At 47.0% G+C, this 22,654-nt stretch carries 20 protein-coding genes, 1 tRNA gene and 1 pseudogene; 12 read left to right on the forward strand and 10 right to left on the reverse strand.

All coding sequences use genetic code 11. The features are described 5' to 3' along the window. Nucleotides 1–222: 222 nt before the first annotated feature. The gene (locus tag QUA58_RS02000; protein WP_006633466.1) at nt 223–534 is read right to left on the reverse strand and encodes a DUF6679 family protein; all 312 of its coding nucleotides are present in this window, start codon (nt 532–534) and stop codon (nt 223–225) included. Nucleotides 535–1,149: 615 nt separating this feature from the next. Between QUA58_RS02000 and QUA58_RS02005 the strand changes: the two genes are divergently transcribed. The 5 genes from QUA58_RS02005 to fba all read left to right on the forward strand — a co-directional run bounded on the left by QUA58_RS02005 (nt 1,150) and on the right by fba (nt 5,814). Further along, the gene (locus QUA58_RS02005) at nt 1,150–1,305 is read left to right on the forward strand and encodes a hypothetical protein (RefSeq protein WP_333254625.1); all 156 of its coding nucleotides are present in this window, start codon (nt 1,150–1,152) and stop codon (nt 1,303–1,305) included. Between the two features lie 12 nt (nt 1,306–1,317). Next, nucleotides 1,318–3,396, forward strand: coding sequence for a CapA family protein (locus tag QUA58_RS02010; protein WP_333392840.1), 2,079 nt, complete (start codon nt 1,318–1,320; stop codon nt 3,394–3,396). 137 nt (nt 3,397–3,533) lie between these two features. Next, nucleotides 3,534–4,403 (forward strand): aldose epimerase family protein, encoded by an 870-nt coding sequence (locus QUA58_RS02015; protein ID WP_445301858.1) that lies wholly within the window; start codon nt 3,534–3,536, stop codon nt 4,401–4,403. 67 nt (nt 4,404–4,470) lie between these two features. Further along, nucleotides 4,471–4,542: transfer RNA gene (locus QUA58_RS02020), tRNA-Lys, on the forward strand. 192 nt (nt 4,543–4,734) lie between these two features. Continuing rightward, nucleotides 4,735–5,814 (forward strand): class II fructose-bisphosphate aldolase, encoded by a 1,080-nt coding sequence (gene fba / locus QUA58_RS02025; protein WP_333250087.1) that lies wholly within the window; start codon nt 4,735–4,737, stop codon nt 5,812–5,814. Between the two features lie 166 nt (nt 5,815–5,980). Here the strand turns inward: fba and QUA58_RS02030 are convergent, their stop codons facing one another. Further along, complete coding sequence (locus QUA58_RS02030; protein ID WP_333250324.1) at nt 5,981–7,363, reverse strand: NB-ARC domain-containing protein; 1,383 nt, start codon at nt 7,361–7,363, stop codon at nt 5,981–5,983. Nucleotides 7,364–7,679: 316 nt separating this feature from the next. On the opposite strand from QUA58_RS02030, the gene QUA58_RS02035 reads away from it, so the two are divergent. Both QUA58_RS02035 and QUA58_RS02040 read left to right on the forward strand, forming a co-directional pair. Continuing rightward, the gene (locus QUA58_RS02035) at nt 7,680–8,216 is read left to right on the forward strand and encodes a hypothetical protein (RefSeq protein WP_333091127.1); all 537 of its coding nucleotides are present in this window, start codon (nt 7,680–7,682) and stop codon (nt 8,214–8,216) included. Nucleotides 8,217–8,922: 706 nt separating this feature from the next. Continuing rightward, the gene (locus QUA58_RS02040; protein ID WP_333262627.1) at nt 8,923–9,228 is read left to right on the forward strand and encodes a hypothetical protein; all 306 of its coding nucleotides are present in this window, start codon (nt 8,923–8,925) and stop codon (nt 9,226–9,228) included. A 116-nt stretch (nt 9,229–9,344) separates the two neighbouring features. On the opposite strand, the gene QUA58_RS02045 is transcribed toward QUA58_RS02040, so the two are convergent. Genes QUA58_RS02045 through QUA58_RS02060 form a run of 4 tightly spaced genes read right to left on the reverse strand, consistent with a single transcriptional unit; the run spans nt 9,345 to nt 11,197 of the window. Beyond that, entirely contained in the window at nt 9,345–9,698 is a 354-nt protein-coding gene (locus tag QUA58_RS02045) for a hypothetical protein (protein WP_333392843.1), read from the reverse strand. A 56-nt stretch (nt 9,699–9,754) separates the two neighbouring features. Next, nucleotides 9,755–10,039: a type II toxin-antitoxin system mRNA interferase toxin, RelE/StbE family gene (locus QUA58_RS02050; RefSeq protein WP_333151983.1), complete on the reverse strand. Its 285-nt coding sequence runs from the start codon at nt 10,037–10,039 to the stop codon at nt 9,755–9,757. Continuing rightward, nucleotides 10,036–10,449, reverse strand: coding sequence for a hypothetical protein (locus tag QUA58_RS02055; RefSeq protein WP_333276481.1), 414 nt, complete (start codon nt 10,447–10,449; stop codon nt 10,036–10,038). The genes QUA58_RS02050 and QUA58_RS02055 overlap by 4 nt, the downstream gene beginning before the upstream one ends. A gap of 46 nt (nt 10,450–10,495) precedes the next feature. Further along, complete coding sequence (locus QUA58_RS02060; RefSeq protein ID WP_333392845.1) at nt 10,496–11,197, reverse strand: alpha/beta hydrolase; 702 nt, start codon at nt 11,195–11,197, stop codon at nt 10,496–10,498. Between the two features lie 145 nt (nt 11,198–11,342). Here QUA58_RS02060 and QUA58_RS02065 point away from each other — a divergent pair, with 145 nt between their 5' ends. Both QUA58_RS02065 and QUA58_RS02070 read left to right on the forward strand, forming a co-directional pair. Then, nucleotides 11,343–11,822 carry an NUDIX domain-containing protein gene (locus tag QUA58_RS02065; RefSeq protein WP_333250096.1) on the forward strand — a complete coding sequence of 160 codons (480 nt, stop codon included), beginning with the start codon at nt 11,343–11,345 and terminating at the stop codon, nt 11,820–11,822. 599 nt (nt 11,823–12,421) lie between these two features. Further along, nucleotides 12,422–14,128: a hypothetical protein gene (locus QUA58_RS02070; RefSeq protein ID WP_333250098.1), complete on the forward strand. Its 1,707-nt coding sequence runs from the start codon at nt 12,422–12,424 to the stop codon at nt 14,126–14,128. A 267-nt stretch (nt 14,129–14,395) separates the two neighbouring features. Here QUA58_RS02070 and QUA58_RS02075 read toward each other — a convergent pair whose 3' ends face one another. Further along, on the reverse strand, nt 14,396–15,133 hold the full coding sequence (locus tag QUA58_RS02075; RefSeq protein WP_333143063.1) for a class I SAM-dependent methyltransferase: 738 nt from the start codon (nt 15,131–15,133) through the stop codon (nt 14,396–14,398). Between the two features lie 7 nt (nt 15,134–15,140). Further along, nucleotides 15,141–15,338 carry a hypothetical protein gene (locus tag QUA58_RS02080; protein ID WP_333030091.1) on the reverse strand — a complete coding sequence of 66 codons (198 nt, stop codon included), beginning with the start codon at nt 15,336–15,338 and terminating at the stop codon, nt 15,141–15,143. Between the two features lie 569 nt (nt 15,339–15,907). On the opposite strand from QUA58_RS02080, the gene QUA58_RS02085 reads away from it, so the two are divergent. From QUA58_RS02085 to QUA58_RS02095, 3 genes are all read left to right on the forward strand, one after another. Continuing rightward, nucleotides 15,908–18,451 (forward strand): mannose-1-phosphate guanyltransferase, encoded by a 2,544-nt coding sequence (locus QUA58_RS02085; protein ID WP_333250102.1) that lies wholly within the window; start codon nt 15,908–15,910, stop codon nt 18,449–18,451. A gap of 411 nt (nt 18,452–18,862) precedes the next feature. Then, complete coding sequence (locus tag QUA58_RS02090) at nt 18,863–19,897, forward strand: RRXRR domain-containing protein (RefSeq protein ID WP_333250104.1); 1,035 nt, start codon at nt 18,863–18,865, stop codon at nt 19,895–19,897. A gap of 46 nt (nt 19,898–19,943) precedes the next feature. After that, entirely contained in the window at nt 19,944–20,501 is a 558-nt protein-coding gene (locus QUA58_RS02095; protein WP_333250105.1) for a single-stranded DNA-binding protein, read from the forward strand. A gap of 162 nt (nt 20,502–20,663) precedes the next feature. Here QUA58_RS02095 and QUA58_RS02100 read toward each other — a convergent pair whose 3' ends face one another. Both QUA58_RS02100 and QUA58_RS31445 read right to left on the reverse strand, forming a co-directional pair. Continuing rightward, nucleotides 20,664–21,008: a hypothetical protein gene (locus QUA58_RS02100; RefSeq protein WP_333250107.1), complete on the reverse strand. Its 345-nt coding sequence runs from the start codon at nt 21,006–21,008 to the stop codon at nt 20,664–20,666. A gap of 112 nt (nt 21,009–21,120) precedes the next feature. Beyond that, nucleotides 21,121–22,348 (reverse strand): annotated as a pseudogene (locus tag QUA58_RS31445) (RNA-guided endonuclease InsQ/TnpB family protein). Between the last annotated feature and the right edge of the window lie 306 nt (nt 22,349–22,654).

The raw sequence follows: 22,654 nt of genomic DNA on the forward strand, positions 1-22,654 counted from the left end.
CGCGTATTGAATTTTTAAACTACTGTGTACTTACGCTCTTGTGGGGTGGGCAGGAGATCCCGCCATCAAGCTTAAATTTAAAGGCAAAATAGCTTATGTGGTCACAACCCAGAATATGTTTGGCCTAAATCGGGTTTTTTGCATAATTTCTCCACAAAAAAGGGAGAAAAGTCGTTTTCTTTTCCCCCAAGTTTTCCTTGTGCCTCAAGCGCGAGCTCAAAACTATTCCAAATTCGAGTCCGGGTAGTGATTGCGAATTTGTTCGGCTTCGGGACAATCGTCAGAAACTAGGGGTTCGCAGTTAGTTCGGGATACCGAAGCCAACTTCTGGGACACAGCTCCAATACTTTCGAGACGCACCATTTCTTCCCAGGAGCTGATTTCGTCTTCTTCGTCGGTTTCGTAGCGCAGCGTGACTAGATCCCCTTCAATATCTAGGATACGAGCGCGCTCTATCCAACGTTGCTGATCTCGAAGAAAAATAGAAACCTCACGACCATCACAACAGAGTTGATAGATTTTGCGCTGTAGCATTTGTCAGTTCTCCTGCGCAGTGTAACTTGCTTAAAATATGGCCTGTTTACCGTAACGTACTTTGGGTTTTACATCGGAAGGCACAGCCGTATGGACTGGCCAGTTTCACGTTTTCCGCAACTTTGGTACCGATGGGAGTTACCAAATTTGATTTTACCACCAAATCTATCTAGTACGCCATTTATCCCATTACAGGTTGTGCAGCCAGTGGCATCCCTCGTGAGAGGCATTTGCCAGCATAGATCGAAGCATGAGGACTTGACGACAGCACGCGATTAACAGCGACAATAACAACAGACTCTGCCTCAAAAATCTCGCTCTCTTTTGCCTCAACTCCCCCAGAAACGTCTGGTTTCGACGTTTGTTCGATCGCCCACTAACACCTCTTAACTCAGTCTGCAATCTCAAATGTCAAAGCAAAAGCTCCAAAGCGACACTCAAACAGCGACAATAAAAACAGACTCTGCCTCAGAAATCTCGCTCTCTTGTGCCTCAATTCCCCCAGAAACCTCTTGTTTCGACGTTGGTTCTGGCCCCGAGTACCCTCTGTGAACTCAATCTCAAATCTCAAATCTCAAATCTCAAATCTCAAATCTCAAATCAATAGACCGGAGTGTGATAAAAATCACTGACAGCAGGCAGCCCCTAAATGTAGAAAATGGTGGCAGCCAACAACTAGCTTCAAAACGGGCAGCGGAACCTGTGGCGGTTAAGCTAAAAGAATTGCGGTTCCGTTCAAAACAAATTGGAGTAATTGCTCGTGCGTATTAAGGAGGCTAATTGATGGTGTACGCAGAAAATTGGTCGCAGCCGTCTATCTTGGAGCTAGCGCGATCGGGCAACTTTCAAGCCCTGAATTACTGGATTGACAGCTTGCTGCGCCCCGAAGGGATTTATGCCCGCGTCGAACAGGCTCAGGCCGGCTGCGTCCAAATCCTCGTAGAATTCCAGCGCGAATTTGCGCCAGATACTACATTACTCGGGAGCACTCTCCGGGAAGGCTTAGTCAAATTTATTTGCCACCAACTCTGGAGACTCAACTCGCCAGCAGTAGAAGGAGTGCGAATTCACGCGCGCTTGGCTGGGGATGCAGACATTCTCTGGAAACAGTCAGTGCGAATTGTCACTCCGGCAAACCGCCAGCGGCGGCGTTACCGTTCCCTACCGGCCGTCGATTGGGTTAAATTTAAAACGTATCGTTCTCTGCTGCTAGTGGGTTCGGCACTTGCCTCTTTTATTTTAGGGTGTTGGGTCAGCTACCACGAAGCTCTGACCCTGCGGTTAGTATCCCCAGTATCCGGGTACCAGCAAACTGCGGTAATGTCGGGGCCGCCTCCAAAACGTGCGGATACGGTGCAAGCGGCCTTAGAAGTGGTACCAGTAGTACAGCAAAAGCAAGTTGCTAATCCTTACGACCCAACAGTAACGCTGATGTTCGGAGGAAATGTGAATCTATCGGATGCGCTCGGAGCATCTGCTGCCAACGATCACCAATGGGCTTTTGCCAATATGGAGGAGTACCGGCAAGCAGATGTGGCGATGGTTAACCTAGAAAACTCCCTGACTCGCTCTACATTGGGGTCTGGCAAAAAACAATTAAATTTTAAAGCCAATCCAGAATCGGTGAAAGTATTAACAGCCGGAGGAGTGGATATTGTCAATCTGGCAAATAGCCGCGCTATGGATTACGAGGAACCAGGGCTGGTGGAGACTATGAATACTCTAGATAGTAGTGGGATTCAACACCTGGGAGCCGGCAGAGATATTAAACAAGCGAGGCGTCCAGATATTATTGAAGTTAAGGGTCAGCGGATTGCCTACCTCGGTTATTATGATGCCGAGCTTAACGTCGCCGACCAAGGGAAAGCGGGCACTAATCCCCGCCGCAACAATCGCGTGGCCGAGGATATTCGAGCTCTTAGGGGTCAGGTAGACTGGATTATTGTTAATTACCACTGGGGAGTCGAATTGGCAGATTATCCGGGGGACTGGCAGATTGATTTGGCTCGGTTCACGATCGACCAAGGAGCTGATTTGGTAGTGGGGCACCATCCCCAGGTACTGCAAGGTGCAGAAATTTACAAAGGCCGCCCGATAGTTTACTCGCTGGGTAATTTTATATTCGGCCCGAATGCTCGCAGGGATTACGATACCGCAGTCCTGAAAGTATCGCTCAAAGATAGGAATATGAAGGTAGAGTTTCTGCCTGTGGAGGTGAAAAAGTTTCAGCCGAAGGTTGTGAAGGGAGCCGCAGCAGATCGCATCCTCAAACGCGTCGAGCAAATTTCTAGTATTTTCGATCGACCGATGGGATCTTCTGTAGTTCTAGATGCCCTAGTCCAGCCAGGAACTGCATCAAAAACTCAAAATTCTCCATTGCCAGGAGCAGCAAAGAGCGGTACATACGGGCCCGGACGAGGTTCCGGGGCCAGCGACGGTGAAAGCACTCAGCAAGGCCCCGGACAACCCAAACCTACTTTGATTTTGCCGGCTTTGCCGGCTGCGCCCCAACAGCCGGACAACTCCTCATTTTTCCCGAACGGGACGGGGCCTGCAATTGAGTCAAACCCGCCTCCGAATCAAAATTTGCCGCCGCGCATCTACCGCACTGAACCTCAAAATCCCAGCCGGGAAGCAGAGCCGTTTACAAAAGAGCCATTCATCAAAGAACCGTTTATTTCGCCCCCTTCTCCCAGTCAAGGAGCAGTGCCGAGTCCCCAAAGCTATCTTCCCCCCACTCGGGCTGTATCTTTTGAAGTCGCACTCAAGCAGCAGCCGGCCTCCGCGATCGTTCCAGCTAACAGCAGAAAACGCTCCAAGCACTCGATCGCCCTGCCTCCTATAGCTGGGAGCATTGGTTAGCCGATGGGGGTCGGAACAACGAGGAGGCAGGGGGAGGATAGGGGCGGTAATGGGTGAACATCAAGATACTAGCGACCAATTATTAACGACTGATTTACTGACAACCAATGATCAATGACCTACTACCGATGACAAATGTGTTTGCGATCGCGCTCAAGCAAAAGCAGTACAAAACCTATATCCTCTCCGACGAAACCGCTAACTCTACTCTAGAAGTTGTGCCGGAACGGGGCGGTATTGCCACTAGCTGGCTGGTTGAAGGCAAAGAAATCTTCTATTTGGACGCGGAACGGTTCGCCAATCCCGATCTAACTGTACGTGGCGGGATTCCCATCCTGTTTCCCATCTGCAGCAATCTCCCCGACAATACTTACACCCACAAGGGAGTGCAGCGTAAGCTCAAACAGCACGGCTTTGCTCGAGACTTGCCTTGGACAATAGGCGAACAAGTTACGGAGGGTTGCGCCGCTCTGACGCTGATTCTCGACAGCAGCGACAAGACGCTCGCTGTTTATCCCTTTGATTTCCAACTAGCCTTCACTTATCAGATTAAAGGCAATTCTTTGGAAATTTTTCAGCGCTACACGAATCTGTCTGACGAACCCATGCCGTTTTCTAGTGGTTTGCACCCCTACTTTTTGGCGACGGACAAATCTAAGCTGCGCTTTGAGATTCCGGGGATGCAGTACAGAGATCAGAACACCCATTCCAAGGGTTACTTCACTGGGGTTTTTGACCCGACGTTGGATGAAATTGATGTTTCCTTTGACGAGCTCACTGGTCTTGCTGCTACTGTCACTGACGCGGCCCAGAACTTGCGGCTCACCCTCAGTTACAACTCCAGCTATGGGAAGTTGGTTTTCTGGATGGTGAAGGGCAAGGATTTTTACTGTTTGGAACCTTGGACTGCTCCTCGAAATGCCCTCAACACTGGCGAACACTTGATTTATTTGCAGCCGGGAGCGACTTGCGAGATGCTGGTTCGCATGACTGCAAATTTTATTTAAAAAACACTTGCTATTTCAAATGAGGGGTGCTACTATTAGAAATTGTGTGCGGTAACAATGTTTTCGCGGGTCGCTAGCTCAGCGGTAGAGCATTCGGCTTTTAACCGATTGGTCTCGGGTTCAAATCCCGGGCGACCCATAAAAAATTTGTGAGTTAAAAATTTTGAGTTCTGAGTGGAATGCTCGGAACTCAAAATTTTGTTTTTTGAACTTTTAAGTAAATCTGGAAAGATAGTGCGCGATCGGCTACAAATTGTCTTAAGATTATCCTAAGAATTGAGCTTGTCTAAAATTCACGGCCCAGAAACACAAATAACTAGGAGGAATATCTATGGCGCTTGTACCTATGCGACTGCTGCTCGACCACGCGGCTGAAAACGGTTACGGCCTACCGGCTTACAACGTCAACAACATGGAGCAAATCCAAGCCATCATGCGCGCTGCTGACGAAACCAACAGCCCTGTGATCTTGCAAGCTTCTCGCGGCGCTCGCTCCTACGCTGGGGAAAATTTCCTGCGCCATTTGATTTTGGCGGCAGTTGAAACCTATCCTCACATTCCCATTACAATGCACCAAGACCACGGCAATGCCCCCGGCACTTGCTATTCTGCCATGCGCCAAGGTTTCACCAGCGTGATGATGGACGGTTCTCTGGAAGCGGATGCTAAGACTCCCGCCAGCTACGAGTACAACGTTGAAGTTACTCGCGAAGTTGTGAAAGTGGCTCATTCGATCGGCGTTAGCGTTGAAGGCGAACTGGGTTGCTTGGGTTCTCTGGAAACAGGAATGGGCGAAGCAGAAGACGGCCACGGCTTTGAAGGTGCGCTTTCTCACGATCAATTGCTCACAGATCCCGAAGAAGCTGTTAATTTCGTTGAGCAAACCGGCGTTGATGCTCTCGCAGTGGCGATCGGCACTTCCCACGGCGCTTACAAGTTCACTCGCAAGCCGACTGGCGAAATTTTGGCAATCAGCCGCATTGAAGAAATTCACCGCCGCTTGCCGAATACTCACTTGGTAATGCACGGTTCTTCTTCTGTACCCCAAGAATTGCTGGAAATCATCAACAGCAACGGCGGCAAAATCCGCGAAACCTACGGCGTACCTGTGGAAGAAATCCAAAAGGGTATCAAGTGCGGCGTTCGCAAGATCAATATCGATACTGACAACCGTTTGGCGATTACCGCTGCGGTGCGCGAAGCTTTGTTTGCTAAGCCCGAAGAATTCGATCCGCGCCACTTCTTGAAGCCGTCGATCAAGTATATGCAGAAGGTTTGTAGCGATCGTTACAACTCTTTTGGTTGCGCCGGTAACGGTACAAAGATCAAGCAAGTTTCTTTGGACGATTTCGCAGCTAAGTATGCTAAGGGCGAATTGAGCTCTTCTGTTAAGAAGACTGTAGCTGTTTAATAATTTTAGGTTGAGATTTGAGATTTATCTGAAGTCTCAAGTTTAGATTGCCGGGTAGCTGTGAAGTTGCCCGGTTTTTTGTTTGTGCGATTTTATGTGTTTAATCACTCTGCGATTGAAATTGCTATACAAACTAAGTCTGCCTCCGGAGACTAAGAGATATCAATTACACCGCACAGGCGATCGCATATTGCTTCAGTACAGGTGAAATCGTGTAAAAATTTGCTTGTTGTTCTATCAAGCAGCGCCGCGATAGAGATTGCAAGGCATTTAGCAAATCTGAAGCCGGAATTATGTCATTTTCTAGCAATTTTGCCCGGTTGATGGGCTGGCTTTCTTTGGCTAATAAGGAGATTACTTGTTTTTCTAGTTCGGATAGGCGATCGAACTGATGCTGTAAAACATCTTTCAAATCTTCTGGCAACAATATGGTATCATTTGGTAATAACTCTGTCACGCCTCCTCCCAAGTCTTGAATCATATTCGCCACGCTTTTTAACCATAGGGGGTTGCCTTGGTAGCGATGAATGAGTGCTTCACTGCTGTCGCTTTCTTCTAACCCATAATCTCTGAGTATTTCTCGTCCGGCTGCGATGTCTAAACCTTTGAGTTGTAAGGTACGAATAGAAGTATTTTGGTTTTTAACTTGAGTCACTTCTCTCGGTTGTTCCCAACTGATTAACGTCAAGCAGCTTTGATGGGGTAATTTTTCTATTTGTTTGAACAAAGAGCGATATTTTTCGCATTCAGGTTTATATTTTCCTGCCAATTCGCCACTACAGAAAAGGTTGTGAACGTCATCTAAGACGATTAAACAGCGATGGTTTTGTAAATACTTAATCAGCGGTAAGCGTTTCTGGTTGGTTGGGAGTGAATCTTCTTTTTCGGAATGGGAAAAAAGCTGTATTAGGTTAGATTGAAATTTTTCTAGGGATGGGAATTCGTCTAGAGTGTACCAAACTGCGTACTCAAACTCGTGTTTGATTTGTTGTACGAGTTGTACTGCTAGGGTGGTTTTGCCGATACCGCTGATGCCAGTGAGGGTTATGAGGCGACAGTGTTGTTGTAGAATCCAGGTGGTGAGGGTTTGGAGTTCGGGAGTGCGATCGTAAAAATTACCCAATTCCGGCATCTCGCTTAAATCTTGATGTAGAGTTTGAGGTTGTTTTGGGTTAGATGTTTCCTGATTTGGTGGGTGTGAATTTGGTATGTTTGGCGGGTGTTTAGCTTCTCCACAGGTGTTAAAAATACCAATCCCTACAACGTCTTTTGCAAAATTGGAGACATTTGAAACTTGCCACCTCTCCATTGCCGATCGAATATTTGATTTACTGACTTGTTCTCCAAACTCTTGTGAAAGTATCCGCCATAATTCCGAACCTGCATTCCTAACACGACTTTCTGAACAGTCAAAATCTTTAGCTATTTGCTTGTATGTCTCATGTTGTAGAGTTCCGCGCAGTACCGCCTCTTGTAAATCGTCAAGGTGTTGACCCGTTTTCTCGAAGACTATGCGATCGGCGAGGTTTAGCATTTCTTTCAGATTCATCGGGTCAAGAGGATGGGATTTTTTGGGTATCATATCACATTTTTAGATATTTTAGTATATTTTTATATATTTTAGTACACAACTAGATTTAAAGAGAGTGAAAGTAGGAGAAAGTTATCGGCAAAATAGGACTTTTTTTACTAAAAAAAGCCCGGATTTATTAATAAATAATGGGAAAATTATTTAAACCTAAGTTTATGGTTAGAATGCTTGCCGTTTTATACCCTGTAGTAGCGTGTTATGCCGCTGTTGCGGTCTAATAAATAGTTAGCTAGAAGATTGACGATTTTTGTACATTTTTAGCTGGGAGGCCATTATGAAAATACTCATGAGACTTTTAATTTCTATCGGTGTCGTAGCTACAGTTTTTAGTTCGATTGAAGCAGCATATTCACAAATATCTGGATTACGAGGAAAGTTTGATGGCACACAAACTCAGGAAGCTCGGATTCGAGAGGTAGGCTCTCTTGCTGTAGCAGTAGAAGTTAATGATGGTAAAACCTGGCAACAATGGTATGCAACCCGTCGGGGAGATACGAACTTCTCAAAAATAGTTAGTTGTACTGTTGGTGAATTCAATGGTGATAAAAAGTCCGATATTGCTTGTCTGTATGACTATGGAAACTTTGATGTTGGAATATGGGTATTGACCTCGGACGGGAAGAACTTTAACTCTAGCATCTGGTGGAGAAGCGGTAAAGGTAACTTGAACCCAAATTCTGTTGTTGGGCGGATTGAGTCCATCGATAATAATAATGATGGTCTGTCTGATCTGAAAATGCCCTACCTTTATCCCAATGGTATCCGTAACGATATTGTTTTTTATTCCGATGGTCAGAAATTTTACCGCTAGTTTTTGGGATTTATTTTACCCAGTAAATTAGGCTGGATGTGCTAGTATGTTGGGTTTCATGAATTCAACCCAACTTTTTTTACAATCACAATTTTATCATTTCCACCATTCTCATGGGATGCTTGTAAAGATAGCGATCGCATCACCAATCATAAAGAGCGATCACTATTTGCTTTTTCTGATAACCATTGGTGACAAGTTAAGACTTAATTGCATTTGTCAATCAGTAATATTACTCAAAAAAACTGTTTTTTTAGGAGTGGAACATTCACGATTTGAGAGGGAGTAAGTATAAATATCACCCTCGGCACGATCGCACGATCGCCCAAATCTCAGTTTTGGGCTCAAAATCCAAGTAAATGTTGAGCATAATTGCTGATTGACAAATGCTTTCTTAGCTTAACTTGTTACCAATGAGCAAGATGTGAGAATTTTGTATATTAGATCACTTTTTAACAACATTGTACAAAACTGTACTAAATAAATTTAAACAGAGTACAAAAAATCAAAAATTGTGAACAAATTGAATTTTTTTTATAAAAAATATCCTGATTTCTAAGAACCATAGGAGAAAAATTAAACAGTAAATTTAGGGATTAAACGCTTGTCGTTTAATCCCTGTAATAGTGTATTAAGCCGCACATTGACTATTAGGGTATGGTGTAAAGATATGAACGGGATTATTAAGTTCTTAGATCATAATGGAATGCGTCCTATTATTGCTTTGGTTGTGATTATTGGTGCTCTGGCGATCACTCTCAAAAGTGATAAAATTTGTGTAGTGCAAGTAGAATACCCCCCAGTTACTTCAAGAGCTGCTGGAACTCAACCCCAAATCATTTTTAGAGACAATCCTGTTTGCTCAAAGTATTTTGAAATAGCAGCATTGGTACTGGGTGGACTTCTGGGATTAACCGCACCAGATAAATCGAGCAGATATCAATCGGAAGATGAGGCGGCCAGAGAGAAGCAAACAACATCTGAGAAAAAGCAATCACCGAGGGATGATTGATTTATGAGCTGGTAGGTTGGGTTGACGCAATGAAATCCAACCTCTTTTTCCACTCACAATGTTACCCATTTCTACCATTCTAATGCGATGATTGCCCTAATAGCGATCGCCCTTACCTAATTCACAGCCAACAAACCCGACATATTCAGCACTTTCTCCGACCAAATCCTTCCTTGTTCTCCCACTCTCATTCGTTGTTCTGCATCCTCCCAAATCCTTGCCCAAGAATACTGCCAGCAAGCTAACTGAATCTGCAACTCAACTAACTCAGCAGCTATTTCTATCTCTGCATCTTGAGGAGTCCATTCAATAAACAGCTTACTTTCTTGCAGCAGACTTTCAATTATTTCGCCATTAGCTGCATTTTGACAGCGAGATTTAATTCGTGCCAAATTAGATGCTAAATTTCCCAAACGAATGGGTAGATCATCTCGCAAATAGCGTTCCTTTAAAGTATTCCCATCTCTCATAATCCTCCTAATAACTGTATGAGGATCGAGTTACGTCTCTTGATTAAAGGATGAACTCAATAAACTTCGTCATGGCTACCAATATCAATCAGAAGGATCTCTTCAACATCTGAATCTGAATATTTTTTGAAATTGAAGACTATTCGACAGTCGTACTCTACAGTACAAGCCCAAGCACCAGATAGTTTACCTTTCAGCTTGTGGGTTTTAAGTGAGGGATGAAATGGATCATTTGCCAATAGTTCTAGTCGCTCAGCTATTTTTTCCTCCATTTCAGGTTCTTGGCGGATTAAGGATTTGAAAGCTCGTTTGAACGAAGAGGCTAAGACAAGAGTTCTCATCTTTTTAATTCTGCCATGATATCATTTACTGTGCCTCGGAATACTTGTTCATGCAAATACTCTTCATCGGCACGAACAATATTAAGAGCGATCTCATCTCTCCGTTTTTCTTTAAGTCGTCGTCCGATCAAATCGATGAGAGTGATCTGTTCGTCATCAGACATTTCTTCGACTAACTCTATAATGGCATCAAAGCTATAGGTTTTCATTGTTCTAAGCTTCGTAAGTCTACAATTATCAGTATAACAAATCACTGCACCCAAGCGATCGCCCCTCGCACCAAATACCAAACACTGCGATGATTCTACGAGTGGCGATCGCACATAATCATCATCCCTAATTTTTGATCGACCTCCCGCATCAATTCTCCACCAAGCATCCGGCTCAAATTCGTTATCTGCGTCCCGCACAGTAGCACGGGAACGGCTTCGCCGAACGCGTCTTCGCGGTTCATTTCTAACACAAATACTCCATCCAAGCCGGCAAAACCTCCGGCGAACCGTACCACTTCCCCGGAGAACGAGGCGAATGCCAAACCCCCTCCAAAACCAGATTTTCGGCCCCGTCCAAAACAGCAGCTTCCACCGGCGTAATTCCATCCCCCCAAGTTTCACCCTTCCCCACAGTCAACTCGTAACTTTTATAAGCCAGCCAAGTCCCTAAACCCCGCTTGCCAAAAACAGCCTTCCCAGCAGCGCACACGTAGCGCACCTGCGGGTGAAAAGCCCCCGGATAGTGAATTTTGACAAAATCTAGATTTTTGCGCGTCCAGCGCTCTTGAGAGACGTGTGGCGTACCTAAAGTGATTAAAGTATTCACACAGGGGTGAGCTTCCCACAAACCCGCGTCCTCAAGCAGGTCGCCGTGAATCGTGTAAGGCTTTTCGCCCAAATAAATGCGAGAAATCCAGCCGCCGGCGGAATGACCGACGAGATTGATCTGGGGAACGCCGTATTGCTGTAACATTTGTTTGACCGTGCGATCGAGCTGTCGCAAAATTGGCACCATCGACCGCCCGCCAAAAGTCGGCAACCAATCTCCCTTGCCCAGAGGCACTGTTACTGTTGGGAAACCTTGATCGACCAGAGACTTTTCTAATTCGCGATAGTCGGAAGCAGCAGCAAAATATCCTGGTAAAATCACGGTTGGTAATGGCATTGTCAATTTTAGATTTTAGATTTTAGATTTTGCGGCCGGAGTGCTACGATCTGTTTTTCAAGTTCAAAGACGCTTGCCGAAGCATCCTTTGAATTGCTAACATCTGTCCCTCGTTAAACCTTTTGCTTAGGGAATATCTACTTCTATGGCTCGCGAGCCGATTCAAACATGGTATTTTACCCTAGTTGTCGTTCACTTAGAAGACCGTTTTCTACTGGTACAAGAGCGCAAGTACGAGCAGCAGTGGTATCTCCCAGCAGGGCGAGTGGAAAAAGGGGAGACTTTGCTCGAAGCTGCTATGCGTAATACCATTGAGGAAGCGGGCATTTCCATCATCGTTGAGGGAATTCTCCGAGTAGAGCACACAGTGATGCCTAGGGGCAATGTGCGCCTCCGAGTCATTTTTGTGGCTCGTCCACAAGATAAGACGCCGCCCAAGAGCAAGCCGGATGAGCATACTTTGTGCGCGGGCTGGTATTCTCTCAAGGAATTAGACCAGTTGTCGTTGCGGGGAGAGGAAGTTCGGGAAATGTTTCAATATATGGCAAGTGGTGCTCCAATTTATCCCATCGACTTGCTCACCATCGAGGGAGCTCCTTTTAAAAATTACCGCTATCGCTGGTGAATCAAGGGAGTTTGGAGATGGCCGCCCCAGCCGGCGCGTACAACGCGCAGCCACTCGATGAGTTTTGAGTTTTTTGATGCCGTAACCGAATTGGAAACGCCGATCGATCCGTTTGCTCGATCGTGTTTAATGAATTAGTGGCGCTCCAGATCCCGGAAAAAGACGGTATAGCAGCGGTGCAGTCTGTTTTTTAGATCACCCCAGTCCGGCCCGCCTGACGCCCGCTGACCATTCTCAACAATACCTGAGAAACCGCGTATAGGATTCGGCCAAAGGCATTCGGCAAGAAAAACAATGGTTTGAGCAATTAACAACGTCCTCACCCTATTTGCGGTTGCTATACAAGCGTGGAAGCAGTCAAAAAACCGGGTTTCTAAGCTTGAGTGCTTGATGTGAGGGTCGCGAAATCTTAATAAAAGTCGATCGGGCAATTTCCATACCGACCGTGCTAAAATTATACCTTTGAATTATCCAACAGCAACTTTTAAAATCACTCAAAAAAAATATCAATTAATAACTATTAACTTCCAATTCCCAATTATCAATTCTCAATTACCAATTACCAATTACCAATTCCCCATTCCCCATTCCCCATAGTCATGACTGACTCTTCCTCCCTAGCCAACACCCTTTCCGAACCGCTGCGCCAGCCTTTTTGGTGGGCAGCCCTAGCTTCTGTCGGCCTCCACGGAGTGCTCGGAGCAACCGCCCCGACGCTCTCAAACATACTTTATGGTGGAAATTCCTCAAAAAATATCCCCGGTTCTGTCGGCTTAGTAGAACTAACTCCCACAGAAGCCAGCCGCCTCCCACAAACCATACCACCGAGACCCTCTAATACGCCGTTTTCGATCGCACCAGTTCCCCTTCTGCCAGCGCCAAAGTTAGCCCCGCCCTTGCCCCCCGCACCTGATACCATCAACTTGCCCGCCATGCCGCCGGGAATGCCCCCTCCTGGATTCTTTTCCCCTCTGCCTTATTCCCCTCTCCCGCCCTTCACAGCCCCAACAGCCCCGCCACCTCCCAAAACTCCATCCCCAACAGTCAGAGCCCCCTCCCAGCCAACACCCACTTTCGTCCCACCCGTACCTCCCAGCGGTTTTCTTTTCCCGCCCTTACCCGGTAATTTTGATCGCAATATTCCGCCGCCACCATCGCTGAATGAAGTGCCCCAGCTTCCCGGCGACGCCTCGGAAGACGAAGCAGAGACACTCAAAAGGATTATAGCCAGTAGAGGCGGACTCCCACTATTTCCAGACGGAGCTCCAGTCTTTACCCCCGAATTCCCAATTGGCAGGAATGTGGGACCCGATGGAGTGCCGAAATTGACTCAAAAAGATCCGAATAAAAGGAATCTCATCGCAGAAACTCCCGAAGAAAGAATCAGGAGACAACAATTTGAAGAGGGACAGCGACAGCTAGGACAGTCCGGCCAACCGGCTTCAACCTTACCCACCGACAGAGAGACACAGCTTGCGGCTGCAGATACCTATGTTGCTTTGTTTGAGAAATTCAAAAAGGCTTATCCTGACTTGGAAATGACGGTGCCAACTCCTGTGAATGTCCCTTATCCCGTCACAGCTTGCTCGCAAAAACTCCAAGGAAGAGCAGTTTTTGGAGCAGTTGTCAGCCCTCAAGGCTTGCTCAAGGCCGAGCCACAGCCGATCGTCCCCACGGGTTACAGTATTCTCGATAATGCGGCTAAAATTGCGATTATTAGCCCTTCTCTAACATTTTCTGCAGCCAGCACGCACAAGCTTTACCAACTGGCTGTCGAGTTTAAGTACGACGAAAAACTTTGTAGTGGCATTCCTGTCACCCCAACCAGGCCCAACCCACCAGGTCAGCAGCAGCCAGCGCCCGCCCCCACAGCGCCCAGCAGACCAACAGGCCAGCCGCCCTCCCCAGCGCCTACTGAAGTGAAACCGCAGTTTGAGAAGCCGCCGGCCCCCTCAAACAAACCGCAGCCAGGGGCCCAACCGTCGCCGCCCGCACCCAAGCCTGCGGCTCAACCGTCGCCCTCGCCTGAACCGAAACCAGCCGCGGAACCGTCGCCTTCTCCTCAACCGCAACCCGCCGAAGAGTCCCCGCAGCCCGAAGCAGCACCATCTCCGGCCGCCGAAGTGTCCCCGCAGCCCGAAGCAGCGCCATCTCCGGCCGCCGAAGTGTCCCCGCAGCCCGAAGTGTCGCCATCTCCTGCCCCGGAAGTGTCGCCATCTCCGGCAGCCGAAGTGTCGCCACCTCCGGCAGCCGAAGTGTCGCCGTCGCCTGAAGCTGCGCCTTCTCCTGCCGCTACCGAAAATTAATTGGGCATCGGTAATTGGGCATCGATAATTGGCAATCCGGTATGGGAATGGGTAATATCCAATCTGCTTGCTTGACTATTGTGAGTTAGTAGTTAGTAGTTAGTAGGGTGCGTCAGCTTGAATATTTGTTGCTTCTCAAACTAATTTCTACTTGCTGACGCACCCTACTTTCTCCACTAAGAATGAAGTTTTTTTTCGTCCGCCCGGCCCGGCTTGGGGCGATTGAAGTTTTGACTACAAAACTAATTACCTATTCCCCTTAACCTCTCAATTGTATTCAACTTTATACATTTGAAATAAGTCGCCACTTTGCTTTTTTACTACCTTAGCGCCAGCAGCTTTAATCATTTTTTCCCAATCTTCTATTGTCTCTAAAAATACTTCTCCGGCTCGATAAGTTTCCAAAATTGCCCAATCTTCTGCTAAAGGAGCATTGGGGTTGAGGACATCAAAAACAAAATGACCACCCGGTTTTAGTACCCGCTTTACTTCTCCCATGACAATACTCCAATAGTCTATGGGATAGTAACAGCTAAAGCCTGTAGCGAGACATAAATCGAACTGAGCCTCTTCGTAATTTAACTGGTGAGCGGGGGCCCATTCTACGCCTTTGAACAGCTTGGAATTGAGCTGAGGGCCGCGAGCGTTTAAGGCGTCTCGCGCTGCGCTGCTGATTTCTTGACCGTAAAAATATGCTTCCCAATCCCGCCAAGGGTAGATCAGAAAGCTGACTCCGCAGCCAATGTCTAAACAGCGCTGATTTTTTTGAGGTTTGGCAATTTTCCAGAAGGGAGAAACTGTTTTTGCTTGGAGAGTTCCTGCAACTGATTCTAGGAAAATCGGCATTGCTTCGACTTCTTCGGGTAAGGCGAAAGCTTCTCCTCGGTATTCGCGATCGAATCGAGAAGCGACTTGCGACAATAAAACTTGCCAGCTATCTGATTTTCCTTTAGCAAACCAAGTCTGCTCCTGGCCCGCTACTGGGCGATCCGACTTTTTAGACATTCTTGAATTACCTTTTAGAAGCTTTGAGAGCTTTTGTAAAGTTTTGGCGGTAAGGCTTATTAAAAATTAACGCGGGCCAAAGCAGGGACAGCTTCAGGCGATTTGCAAAACTTCTGTCGAAGTTAGTGCGATCGAAACCATTCCAAAATTTCCAAATACCGCCACCGTAAGCGATCAGCAATGCCAAGCTAATTAACGTACTCATTTAAAAAACCCCTAAGCAATGGATAGGATTTTGGGTCAGCTAGTCAAAGCGCTACCCTTAATCTATCATTTATCAGACGCCAAGGCGCACCGATAGCCGTAGTAATTCCACCTTCAGAAAGAGACTGCAAAATCCCCGTTGGCCACAAACTTAAAAATAACAGCCAGGAAATAGCTTTCACCGAGCAAGCAAAAAGGGACTTCTGCCAAAAGTTGATGATTCTGAGGACTTATAAGATTGAAAATTGAAGAATGAAAGAATTGGGAATGACTGATGACAGAAGGGTTTCGAGCACGGGCCTACAGTTGCATTCTTTTTTTTAACTGGTATTACCCAACATCCCTTACAAATCCGAGCTCGACCGGGGGATTGGTGGGATGCCGCAAGTTCTAATTCGGTTGAAATCGGTTGCTGTTGGGGGACGGCCTGGCCGAAGGGGATTTCCCAGACGTGTCACTACTCGAAGATATTTAAGTAAGAACTGATTGCTGGCGGCCCACGAATTACAGCAGGCAAACTTTTTCTAGCGGACAATAGCGGTAGAGAGCTTTCTAAGCAAGGAGGATTTTATGCGTGCAGTGCTGATGGCTGGGGGGTCGGGAACGAGGCTCAGACCCCTGACGTGCGATTTGCCCAAACCGATGGTGCCGATTCTAAATCGCCCGATCGCCGAACACATTATTAATTTGCTAAAAAGGCATCAGATTACGGAAATTATTGCGACGCTGCACTACCTTCCCGATGTCATGCGCGAATATTTTACTGACGGGGCAGAGTTTGGCGTTCAAATGACTTACGCTGTGGAGGAAGACCAACCGCTGGGTACGGCTGGTTGCGTCAAAAATATTGCTGAACTGCTGGATCGAACTTTTATGGTGATCAGCGGTGACAGCATCACAGACTTCGACTTGACAGAAGCGATCAAATTTCACCGCAGCAAGCAATCCAAAGCCACGTTAGTTTTAACTCGCGTTCCCAATCCGATGGAATTCGGGGTCGTGATTACCGAGGAAAATTACCGCATCAGCCGTTTTCTGGAAAAGCCTTCTAGCAGCGAAATTTTCTCCGATACCGTCAATACGGGTATCTACATTTTAGAACCCGAAGTCTTGGACTACCTGCCGGCAAATCAGGAGTGCGACTTCTCGAAAGACTTGTTTCCCTTGCTGCTGGAAAAAAACGAGCCGATGTACGGTTACATCGCCGAGGGTTACTGGTGCGATGTCGGCCAGCTAGATGTTTACCGGGAAGCTCAGTACGACGCGCTGCGGGGAAAGGTCAAACTCGATTTGACCTACTACAACCAAGTTCGATCGGGACTTTGGGTAGGTCAGAATACTTTTATTGACGATAGCGCGATGATCGAAGTACCGGCAATGATCGGCAGCAATTGTCGAATTGGAGCCCGAGTTAAAATCGATGCCGATACGGTGCTCGGAGATAACGTGACTGTCGGGGCCGACGCCAACCTCAAACGTCCCATCGTGTGGAACGGAGCAATTGTCGGCGAAGACGCTCATCTTAGGGCCTGCGTGATTTGCCGGAGCACCCGCGTAGACAGGCGCGCTCACGTCCTCGAAGGTGCTGTCGTCGGTTCAATGTCGATCGTGGGAGAAGAAGCGCAAGTGGGGCCAAGCGTGCGCGTCTGGCCGAGCAAAAATATTGAATCCGGCGCTCTGTTAAATCAAAATTTAATTTGGGGAGAACAAGCTAAGCGGAATTTGTTCGGTCAGCGTGGTGTTCAAGGACTGGCAAATGTGGATGTTACTCCGGAATTTGCGGTGAAATTGGGCGCGGCTTATGGCTCGACTTTGAAACCTGGGACTTCGGTATCGGTTTCTCGTGACCAGCGGAGCATTTCGCGGATGGTTTCGAGGTCTTTGATTGCGGGTTTGATGTCGGTGGGAATTAATGTGGTCAATTTGGAATCGACGGCAATTCCGATCGCGCGCACGGTTTCGTCTACGCTGTCGATTGCTGGCGGCATTCATGTTCGCATTTCGCCCGATCGCTCCGACCACATTTTAATTGAATTCTTCGATATCAAAGGCATCAATATTACTAAAGGAGCTGAGAAAAAAATCGAGGGGGCTTATTTTAAGGAAGATTTGCGGCGAGCTCTAATTCCCGAAATTGGAGAGATGTCGTACTTTAACCAAGCTCTCGACGTTTACAACCGGATTTTTGAGCGGCAGATGAATGTTGAGGCAATACGCTACAGCAATACTAAGGTGGTAATCGATTACGTTTACGCGGTTTCTGGAGCAATTTTGCCCCAAATGCTTGCCAAGTTCGGTTGCGATGCGGTGGTACTCAATGCCAGTCTCAAGCAGACTTCTCTAAGCAACGGGGAACGGGAATATTTGCTTGACCAACTCGGCCGGGTGGTGAAAGCACTCAGCGCTAATTTTGGAGTGCAGGTATCGGCTAACGGCGAACAGCTCATTTTGGTAGATGAGTCTGGGATAGCGATTCGTGGGGAAATGCTGACGGCGTTGATGGTAAATTTGATGCTGACTTCTCATCCCAAAGGTACAGTAGTAGTGCCGGTTCATGCGTCTTCTGCGGTGGAGGCGATCGCCCGCCGCTATCAAAGCAAGGTAATCCGCACGAAGGCGAACCCAACTGCTTTGATGGAAGCCGCTAACAGGAACCCGGATGTAGTTTTGGGCGGCAGCGGCCTTATGGGTTTTATTTTCCCGCAGTTGCATCCCGGATTTGACGGAATGTTCTGCATTGCTAAAGTGATAGAAATGATGACGATTCAGGAGCGATCGCTCGGACAGATCAAGGCGGAACTTCCCCGCATCACCCACCGCAGTTACAGCGTCCGCTGTCCTTGGACTATCAAGGGTTCGCTGATGCGACATTTAGTAGAAACTCATTCGCCCGATCGTTTAGAATTATTAGATGGAGTGAAGATTTTTAACTACAGCGACGACAATTGGGTATTAGTTTTACCCGATGCTAGTGAACCGACCGTTCATATCTTCGCCAACAGTGAGGATCGAGATTGGGTATCTGAAACGTTGAAGGAGTACCGCGCCCTCGTTCACGATTTTGTCAGTCAAGCCGAGACGGCGGTTCTCCAAGATAAATTTGGTAACGTGTAATCGGGAATTGGGCATTGGGCATTGGCAATGGGGAATTGGTAATGCAAAAGTAAAAAAATAAAATGCGTTATTTTAAGTTTTACCTTTTTACTTGAAAGTTCATGCCCAATTCCCAATCCCGAAGTCCCTGTTTGGCCAATTCCCAATTCCCGATGCCCAATTCCCAATTCCCAATTACGCACAGATAACAGGTCACTAACCCCACCCTAAAAGGGATGGGGCTTGAAAGAGGGAGCAACACCCGCTTCTTAATTCAAGACTAAAACAGTGTCTAGCCTGCGTCTTCAAGACAAACTGAGCCATCTGGGAGTGGTATCCCAACTGACGTTAAGAATACCTCCCTAGTTTTTAACCGCTCGGATGTGCCAGTGGCGAAGGGAAATACAAACCTAGAAATAGGACTTACCGTAAATGTTTGTTCCAGTCTTAGATAGCGAAAACAGACCCTTAATGCCGACAAATCCAAGCAGGGCAAAGCGTTGGATTAAGTCTGGCAAGGCGACACCATTTTGGAAAAAAGGAGTGTTTTGCGTTCGACTCAACATAGAACCATCCAACACGCACCGCCAACCAATTGCAGTTGGTATCGATCCCGGATCGAAGCGAGAAGCGTTTACGGTTAAATCCAAAGCGCATACTTATCTCAACATTCAAACCCATGCTGTTGATTGGGTGAAAGACCATGTTGAGATCAGGCGAAATATGCGGTGCGCCAGGCGTTTTCGCAACACGCCATGCCGCAAAAACCGAGCCAACCGACTGGTCAACAAATATCGACTGCCTCCATCAACTAAGGCGAGGTGGCAGTGGAAATTAAGGATAGCTAAATGGCTAACTTTGATGTTCCCCATATCAACTTTCGTTGTAGAAGATATCAAAGCCCGAACCTGGAAAAACGCACGCAAGTGGAATGTATCGTTTAGTCCGCTAGGAGTAGGCAAGCAATGGTTCTATGCAGAGCTTGAGAAAATCGCTCGTGTTGAAACTAAGACGGGCAATGATACTTATGAATTACGTCAATTGAGTGAACTCCTCAAGTCAAAGCAGAAGCTATCAAACAAATTTGAGGCACACTGCGTTGATTCTTGGGTGCTAGCTAACTGGTGCGTTGGGGGGCATTTTAAACCCGATAACACTGCATTGATAGAAGTAATTCCTCTTGAGTTTCATCGACGCCAGTTACACCGATTGCAACACGCTCCGGGTCACATCCGTTCGAGGTATGGTGGCACTTTGAGTGCGGGATTCAAACGCGGTTCAATCGTCAAACACCGAAAGTATGGGTTTTGCTACGTAGGTGGCTGGCAAGAGTCGCCTACGAAGAAAGACCCAACTCGGAAAACAATTAGTTTGCACAGCTTAGGTACTGGCAAACGGTTGTGTCAAAATGCATGGTCTGCGGATTGTAAGTTTTTGTCTTACAACTCATGGCGCATTGCAAATTAATTGTAAAGCCGTCCTAGAAGGACGGGGTTTCACACCCATTTTTCTGATGAATAGCTGCATTTTGATGGCGGAAATAATTCAACAACCGCAACTCCGTTATACTCCTGACAATCAACTTCAAATCGCTGAGATGCTGGTGCAGTTTCCAGGCCCCAAACCTGAAGATCCGCCCGAACATTTGAAAGTGATAGGATGGGGAAATTTTGCTCAAGAAATTCACGAGAAATATCACGAGGGCGATCGCGTGATTATTGAGGGGCGGCTGAGCATGAATACGATCGAAAGAGATGGTATTAAAGAAAAGCGCGCTGAACTGACAGCTCAAAGGATTTACAGTGTCGGGGCTGATGCAATGAGTTCGGCTCCCGCAGCTAGAACCGCCCCGGAACCGGCTCAAATTCGCGACACCGCCCCGGCTAATGTGCCGAGCAATGTAGTACCTTTAGGCTCGCACAAGCGCAGTTCTAACAGCGCTCCAAGCGGCTCTAACCGCACATCTAGTTCGGATTGGAACTCGCATCAGTCTTCAAATTCTGAGTCCGATCGCCAGTCGAGTTCGCCTAACGAGCCGGAAAATCCCGATTACGATCCGATTCCGTTTTAAAAAGTAGAGTGCGTCACTTTACGAGGGATCGCCAAACTTCGCCGTTCGATCGAAAGTGACGCACCTTAATTTAAGGGCGATCGCACTTCAGGAAAAAAAGGGCGATCCTCTTCGAGGGCTGCACTAACGAATTTGGCCCAACTACGAGCTAAATTGCAAATTTTACAGCTCGAACGTCACAATTTTTTTCTTGCTTTTTTCGTCGCGCAACACGACTGTATTGTAGGGTGATGTATCCGTCCCCAGCGGAATTGGCAGCTTAAAGCTACCGCTCTTATGCTTAAGTTCGCCTAAATCAATGCTTTTCGTTATATTGCCATCTGTTGCCAGATAAGCGGTAAGTTCACCTTTATAATCTTCAATCAAAAAGTCTCTGAAGAAAACGACTTCCCCAGCCTCGGCATCGATAGCAAGAATGACCGTACCGCTAAACGTTGCGCCTTTTTGTTCTTCATCAACCGTCGCCATTTTAATTTCCGAGGGGTCTTGACCGGACATATCTGCCATAAATTTTTTCTCCTGATCGGAGCGCAATAATTAACAAGAATCCTACCAGACGCTAGGGGCGATCGCAAAACTCTTAGGAGGTATTTCTGCATCGGTCTTGCTTCTCTGTGAATTACCCGACGTTCATCTGAGTACAGATAGAACGCGGGCTTCCCAATTCAACCGCAACAGCCTCTACAGTAGTAGACTTGCGTCCATACCGTTTTGGTCTTACATTGCGTCCAAGGGCAGTAGCGCTGATTCCCAACGCCAAAATCCGTAAGCCTTCATTTCTGATATTGATCGCCGCATTCACATCTCGGTCATGTCGCTGATTACAACGAGGGCAATCAAACGAGCGGACACTGAGATCCATCTTTGGGATTTGTAGCAGCGTATTTGAGCAAAGGTGAGAAGAGGGAAAAAACCTGCCTATTTCTAGATAAGTCTTGCCGTCAAACTCTGCTTTGTATTTGAGCATGGTGCAAAACATTCCCCAACCTGCATCACTAATTGCCTTGGCAAGGTTATGATTTTTGACCATGTTTTTCACTGCTAGATTTTCCACCACGATAACTTGGTTTTCGTTAACTGTCTTACGGGACAGCTTGTGGAGGAAATCCGAGCGCACTCTCGAAATTTTAGAATGCACTTTTGCCACAGCAATACGAGCTTTACGCCGCTTGTTTGTGGTCTTATCCTTTTTGCGAGATAGCTTTCGCTGTTTGCGTTTTAAGTTAAGCTCATGCTTCTTAAGATGCCGTGGGTTTTGGTATTTTGAGCCATCCGAAGTGACGGCAAAATCAATTAGCCCCAAGTCAAGCCCAATCGTCTTGCCTTCACTACTGGGTTCTGGCGAGTCAAGACCATCCTCGACCAATAGCGAAGCATTCTGAGCGACCATCAGGCATCCTCGACACTGTAACAGTCCTCAACTTTCCTTCTATGTCTCGATGAACCTTAGCTTTTACCGTTCCTAAGTAACCTGGGAATTTAATTTCGCCTTGGCTCAATAGTTTGACATTTGCGGGATATTGAAGGGATTGCCGACCATGGCGATTTTTGAAAGATGGATAACCAGTACGTCCGTCAAAAAAGTTAATGAAGGCTTGAGATAGATTTAGCACAGATTGCTGAAGACATTGTGAATAGCAAGTTTTTAGCCATTCGTGTTCAGCTTTCCAGAACGGGATCTGCTTTTTCATATCAAGAGCAGACAAACCTTTACCCGTCTCTTTGTAAGCTATTGACATAACCGCAAGTGACTGATTCCAGACCCAACGGGCACACCCAAAAGCTTGAGCCAAATGAGCTTGCTGTGCATCCGTGGGGTAAAGTCTGACCTTGACTGCTTTTAACATTCCATTATGTAAACACGGTTTACAGAACATGATAAATAATAGGGTGGTGGCATAGATTATTTGCAAAGTCGGCGGGGCATCGAACCCCTTGACTCGCACAGCGAACATCCCGTCGCTCAAGGTCGTACCATGTTTGGCGCGGGGCTTCCCGCGACTAAGCTAAGGTTAGGGAAGCCCGCGATCGCGCCTTATACCACCAATTCTCTCAATTCTTGAGTTAGTAAGTACAGACCATTAAAATTATCTCTATGATACCCCCCAAGTCTCGCAAACACCGCCGCGTTAATTCGATTCGATATTTAGCAT

This window comes from Microcoleus sp. N9_A1 (assembly GCF_036701795.1).
Classification (GTDB): Bacteria; Cyanobacteriota; Cyanobacteriia; order Cyanobacteriales; family Microcoleaceae; genus Microcoleus.

Excerpts from the sequence above, each read along its gene's own strand:
- QUA58_RS02000 (WP_006633466.1), bottom strand. The coding sequence starts at position 534 with ATGCTACAGCGCAAAATCTATCAACTCTGTTGTGATGGTCGTGAGGTT.
- QUA58_RS02010 (WP_333392840.1), top strand. The coding sequence starts at position 1,318 with ATGGTGTACGCAGAAAATTGGTCGCAGCCGTCTATCTTGGAGCTAGCG.
- fba (WP_333250087.1), top strand. The coding sequence starts at position 4,735 with ATGGCGCTTGTACCTATGCGACTGCTGCTCGACCACGCGGCTGAAAAC.
- QUA58_RS02030 (WP_333250324.1), bottom strand. The coding sequence starts at position 7,363 with ATGAATCTGAAAGAAATGCTAAACCTCGCCGATCGCATAGTCTTCGAG.
- QUA58_RS02035 (WP_333091127.1), top strand. The coding sequence starts at position 7,680 with ATGAAAATACTCATGAGACTTTTAATTTCTATCGGTGTCGTAGCTACA.
- QUA58_RS02040 (WP_333262627.1), top strand. The coding sequence starts at position 8,923 with ATGCGTCCTATTATTGCTTTGGTTGTGATTATTGGTGCTCTGGCGATC.
- QUA58_RS02045 (WP_333392843.1), bottom strand. The coding sequence starts at position 9,698 with ATGAGAGATGGGAATACTTTAAAGGAACGCTATTTGCGAGATGATCTA.
- QUA58_RS02050 (WP_333151983.1), bottom strand. The coding sequence starts at position 10,039 with ATGAGAACTCTTGTCTTAGCCTCTTCGTTCAAACGAGCTTTCAAATCC.
- QUA58_RS02060 (WP_333392845.1), bottom strand. The coding sequence starts at position 11,197 with ATGCCATTACCAACCGTGATTTTACCAGGATATTTTGCTGCTGCTTCC.
- QUA58_RS02065 (WP_333250096.1), top strand. The coding sequence starts at position 11,343 with ATGGCTCGCGAGCCGATTCAAACATGGTATTTTACCCTAGTTGTCGTT.
- QUA58_RS02070 (WP_333250098.1), top strand. The coding sequence starts at position 12,422 with ATGACTGACTCTTCCTCCCTAGCCAACACCCTTTCCGAACCGCTGCGC.
- QUA58_RS02075 (WP_333143063.1), bottom strand. The coding sequence starts at position 15,133 with ATGTCTAAAAAGTCGGATCGCCCAGTAGCGGGCCAGGAGCAGACTTGG.
- QUA58_RS02080 (WP_333030091.1), bottom strand. The coding sequence starts at position 15,338 with ATGAGTACGTTAATTAGCTTGGCATTGCTGATCGCTTACGGTGGCGGT.
- QUA58_RS02085 (WP_333250102.1), top strand. The coding sequence starts at position 15,908 with ATGCGTGCAGTGCTGATGGCTGGGGGGTCGGGAACGAGGCTCAGACCC.
- QUA58_RS02090 (WP_333250104.1), top strand. The coding sequence starts at position 18,863 with ATGTTTGTTCCAGTCTTAGATAGCGAAAACAGACCCTTAATGCCGACA.
- QUA58_RS02095 (WP_333250105.1), top strand. The coding sequence starts at position 19,944 with ATGAATAGCTGCATTTTGATGGCGGAAATAATTCAACAACCGCAACTC.
- QUA58_RS02100 (WP_333250107.1), bottom strand. The coding sequence starts at position 21,008 with ATGGCAGATATGTCCGGTCAAGACCCCTCGGAAATTAAAATGGCGACG.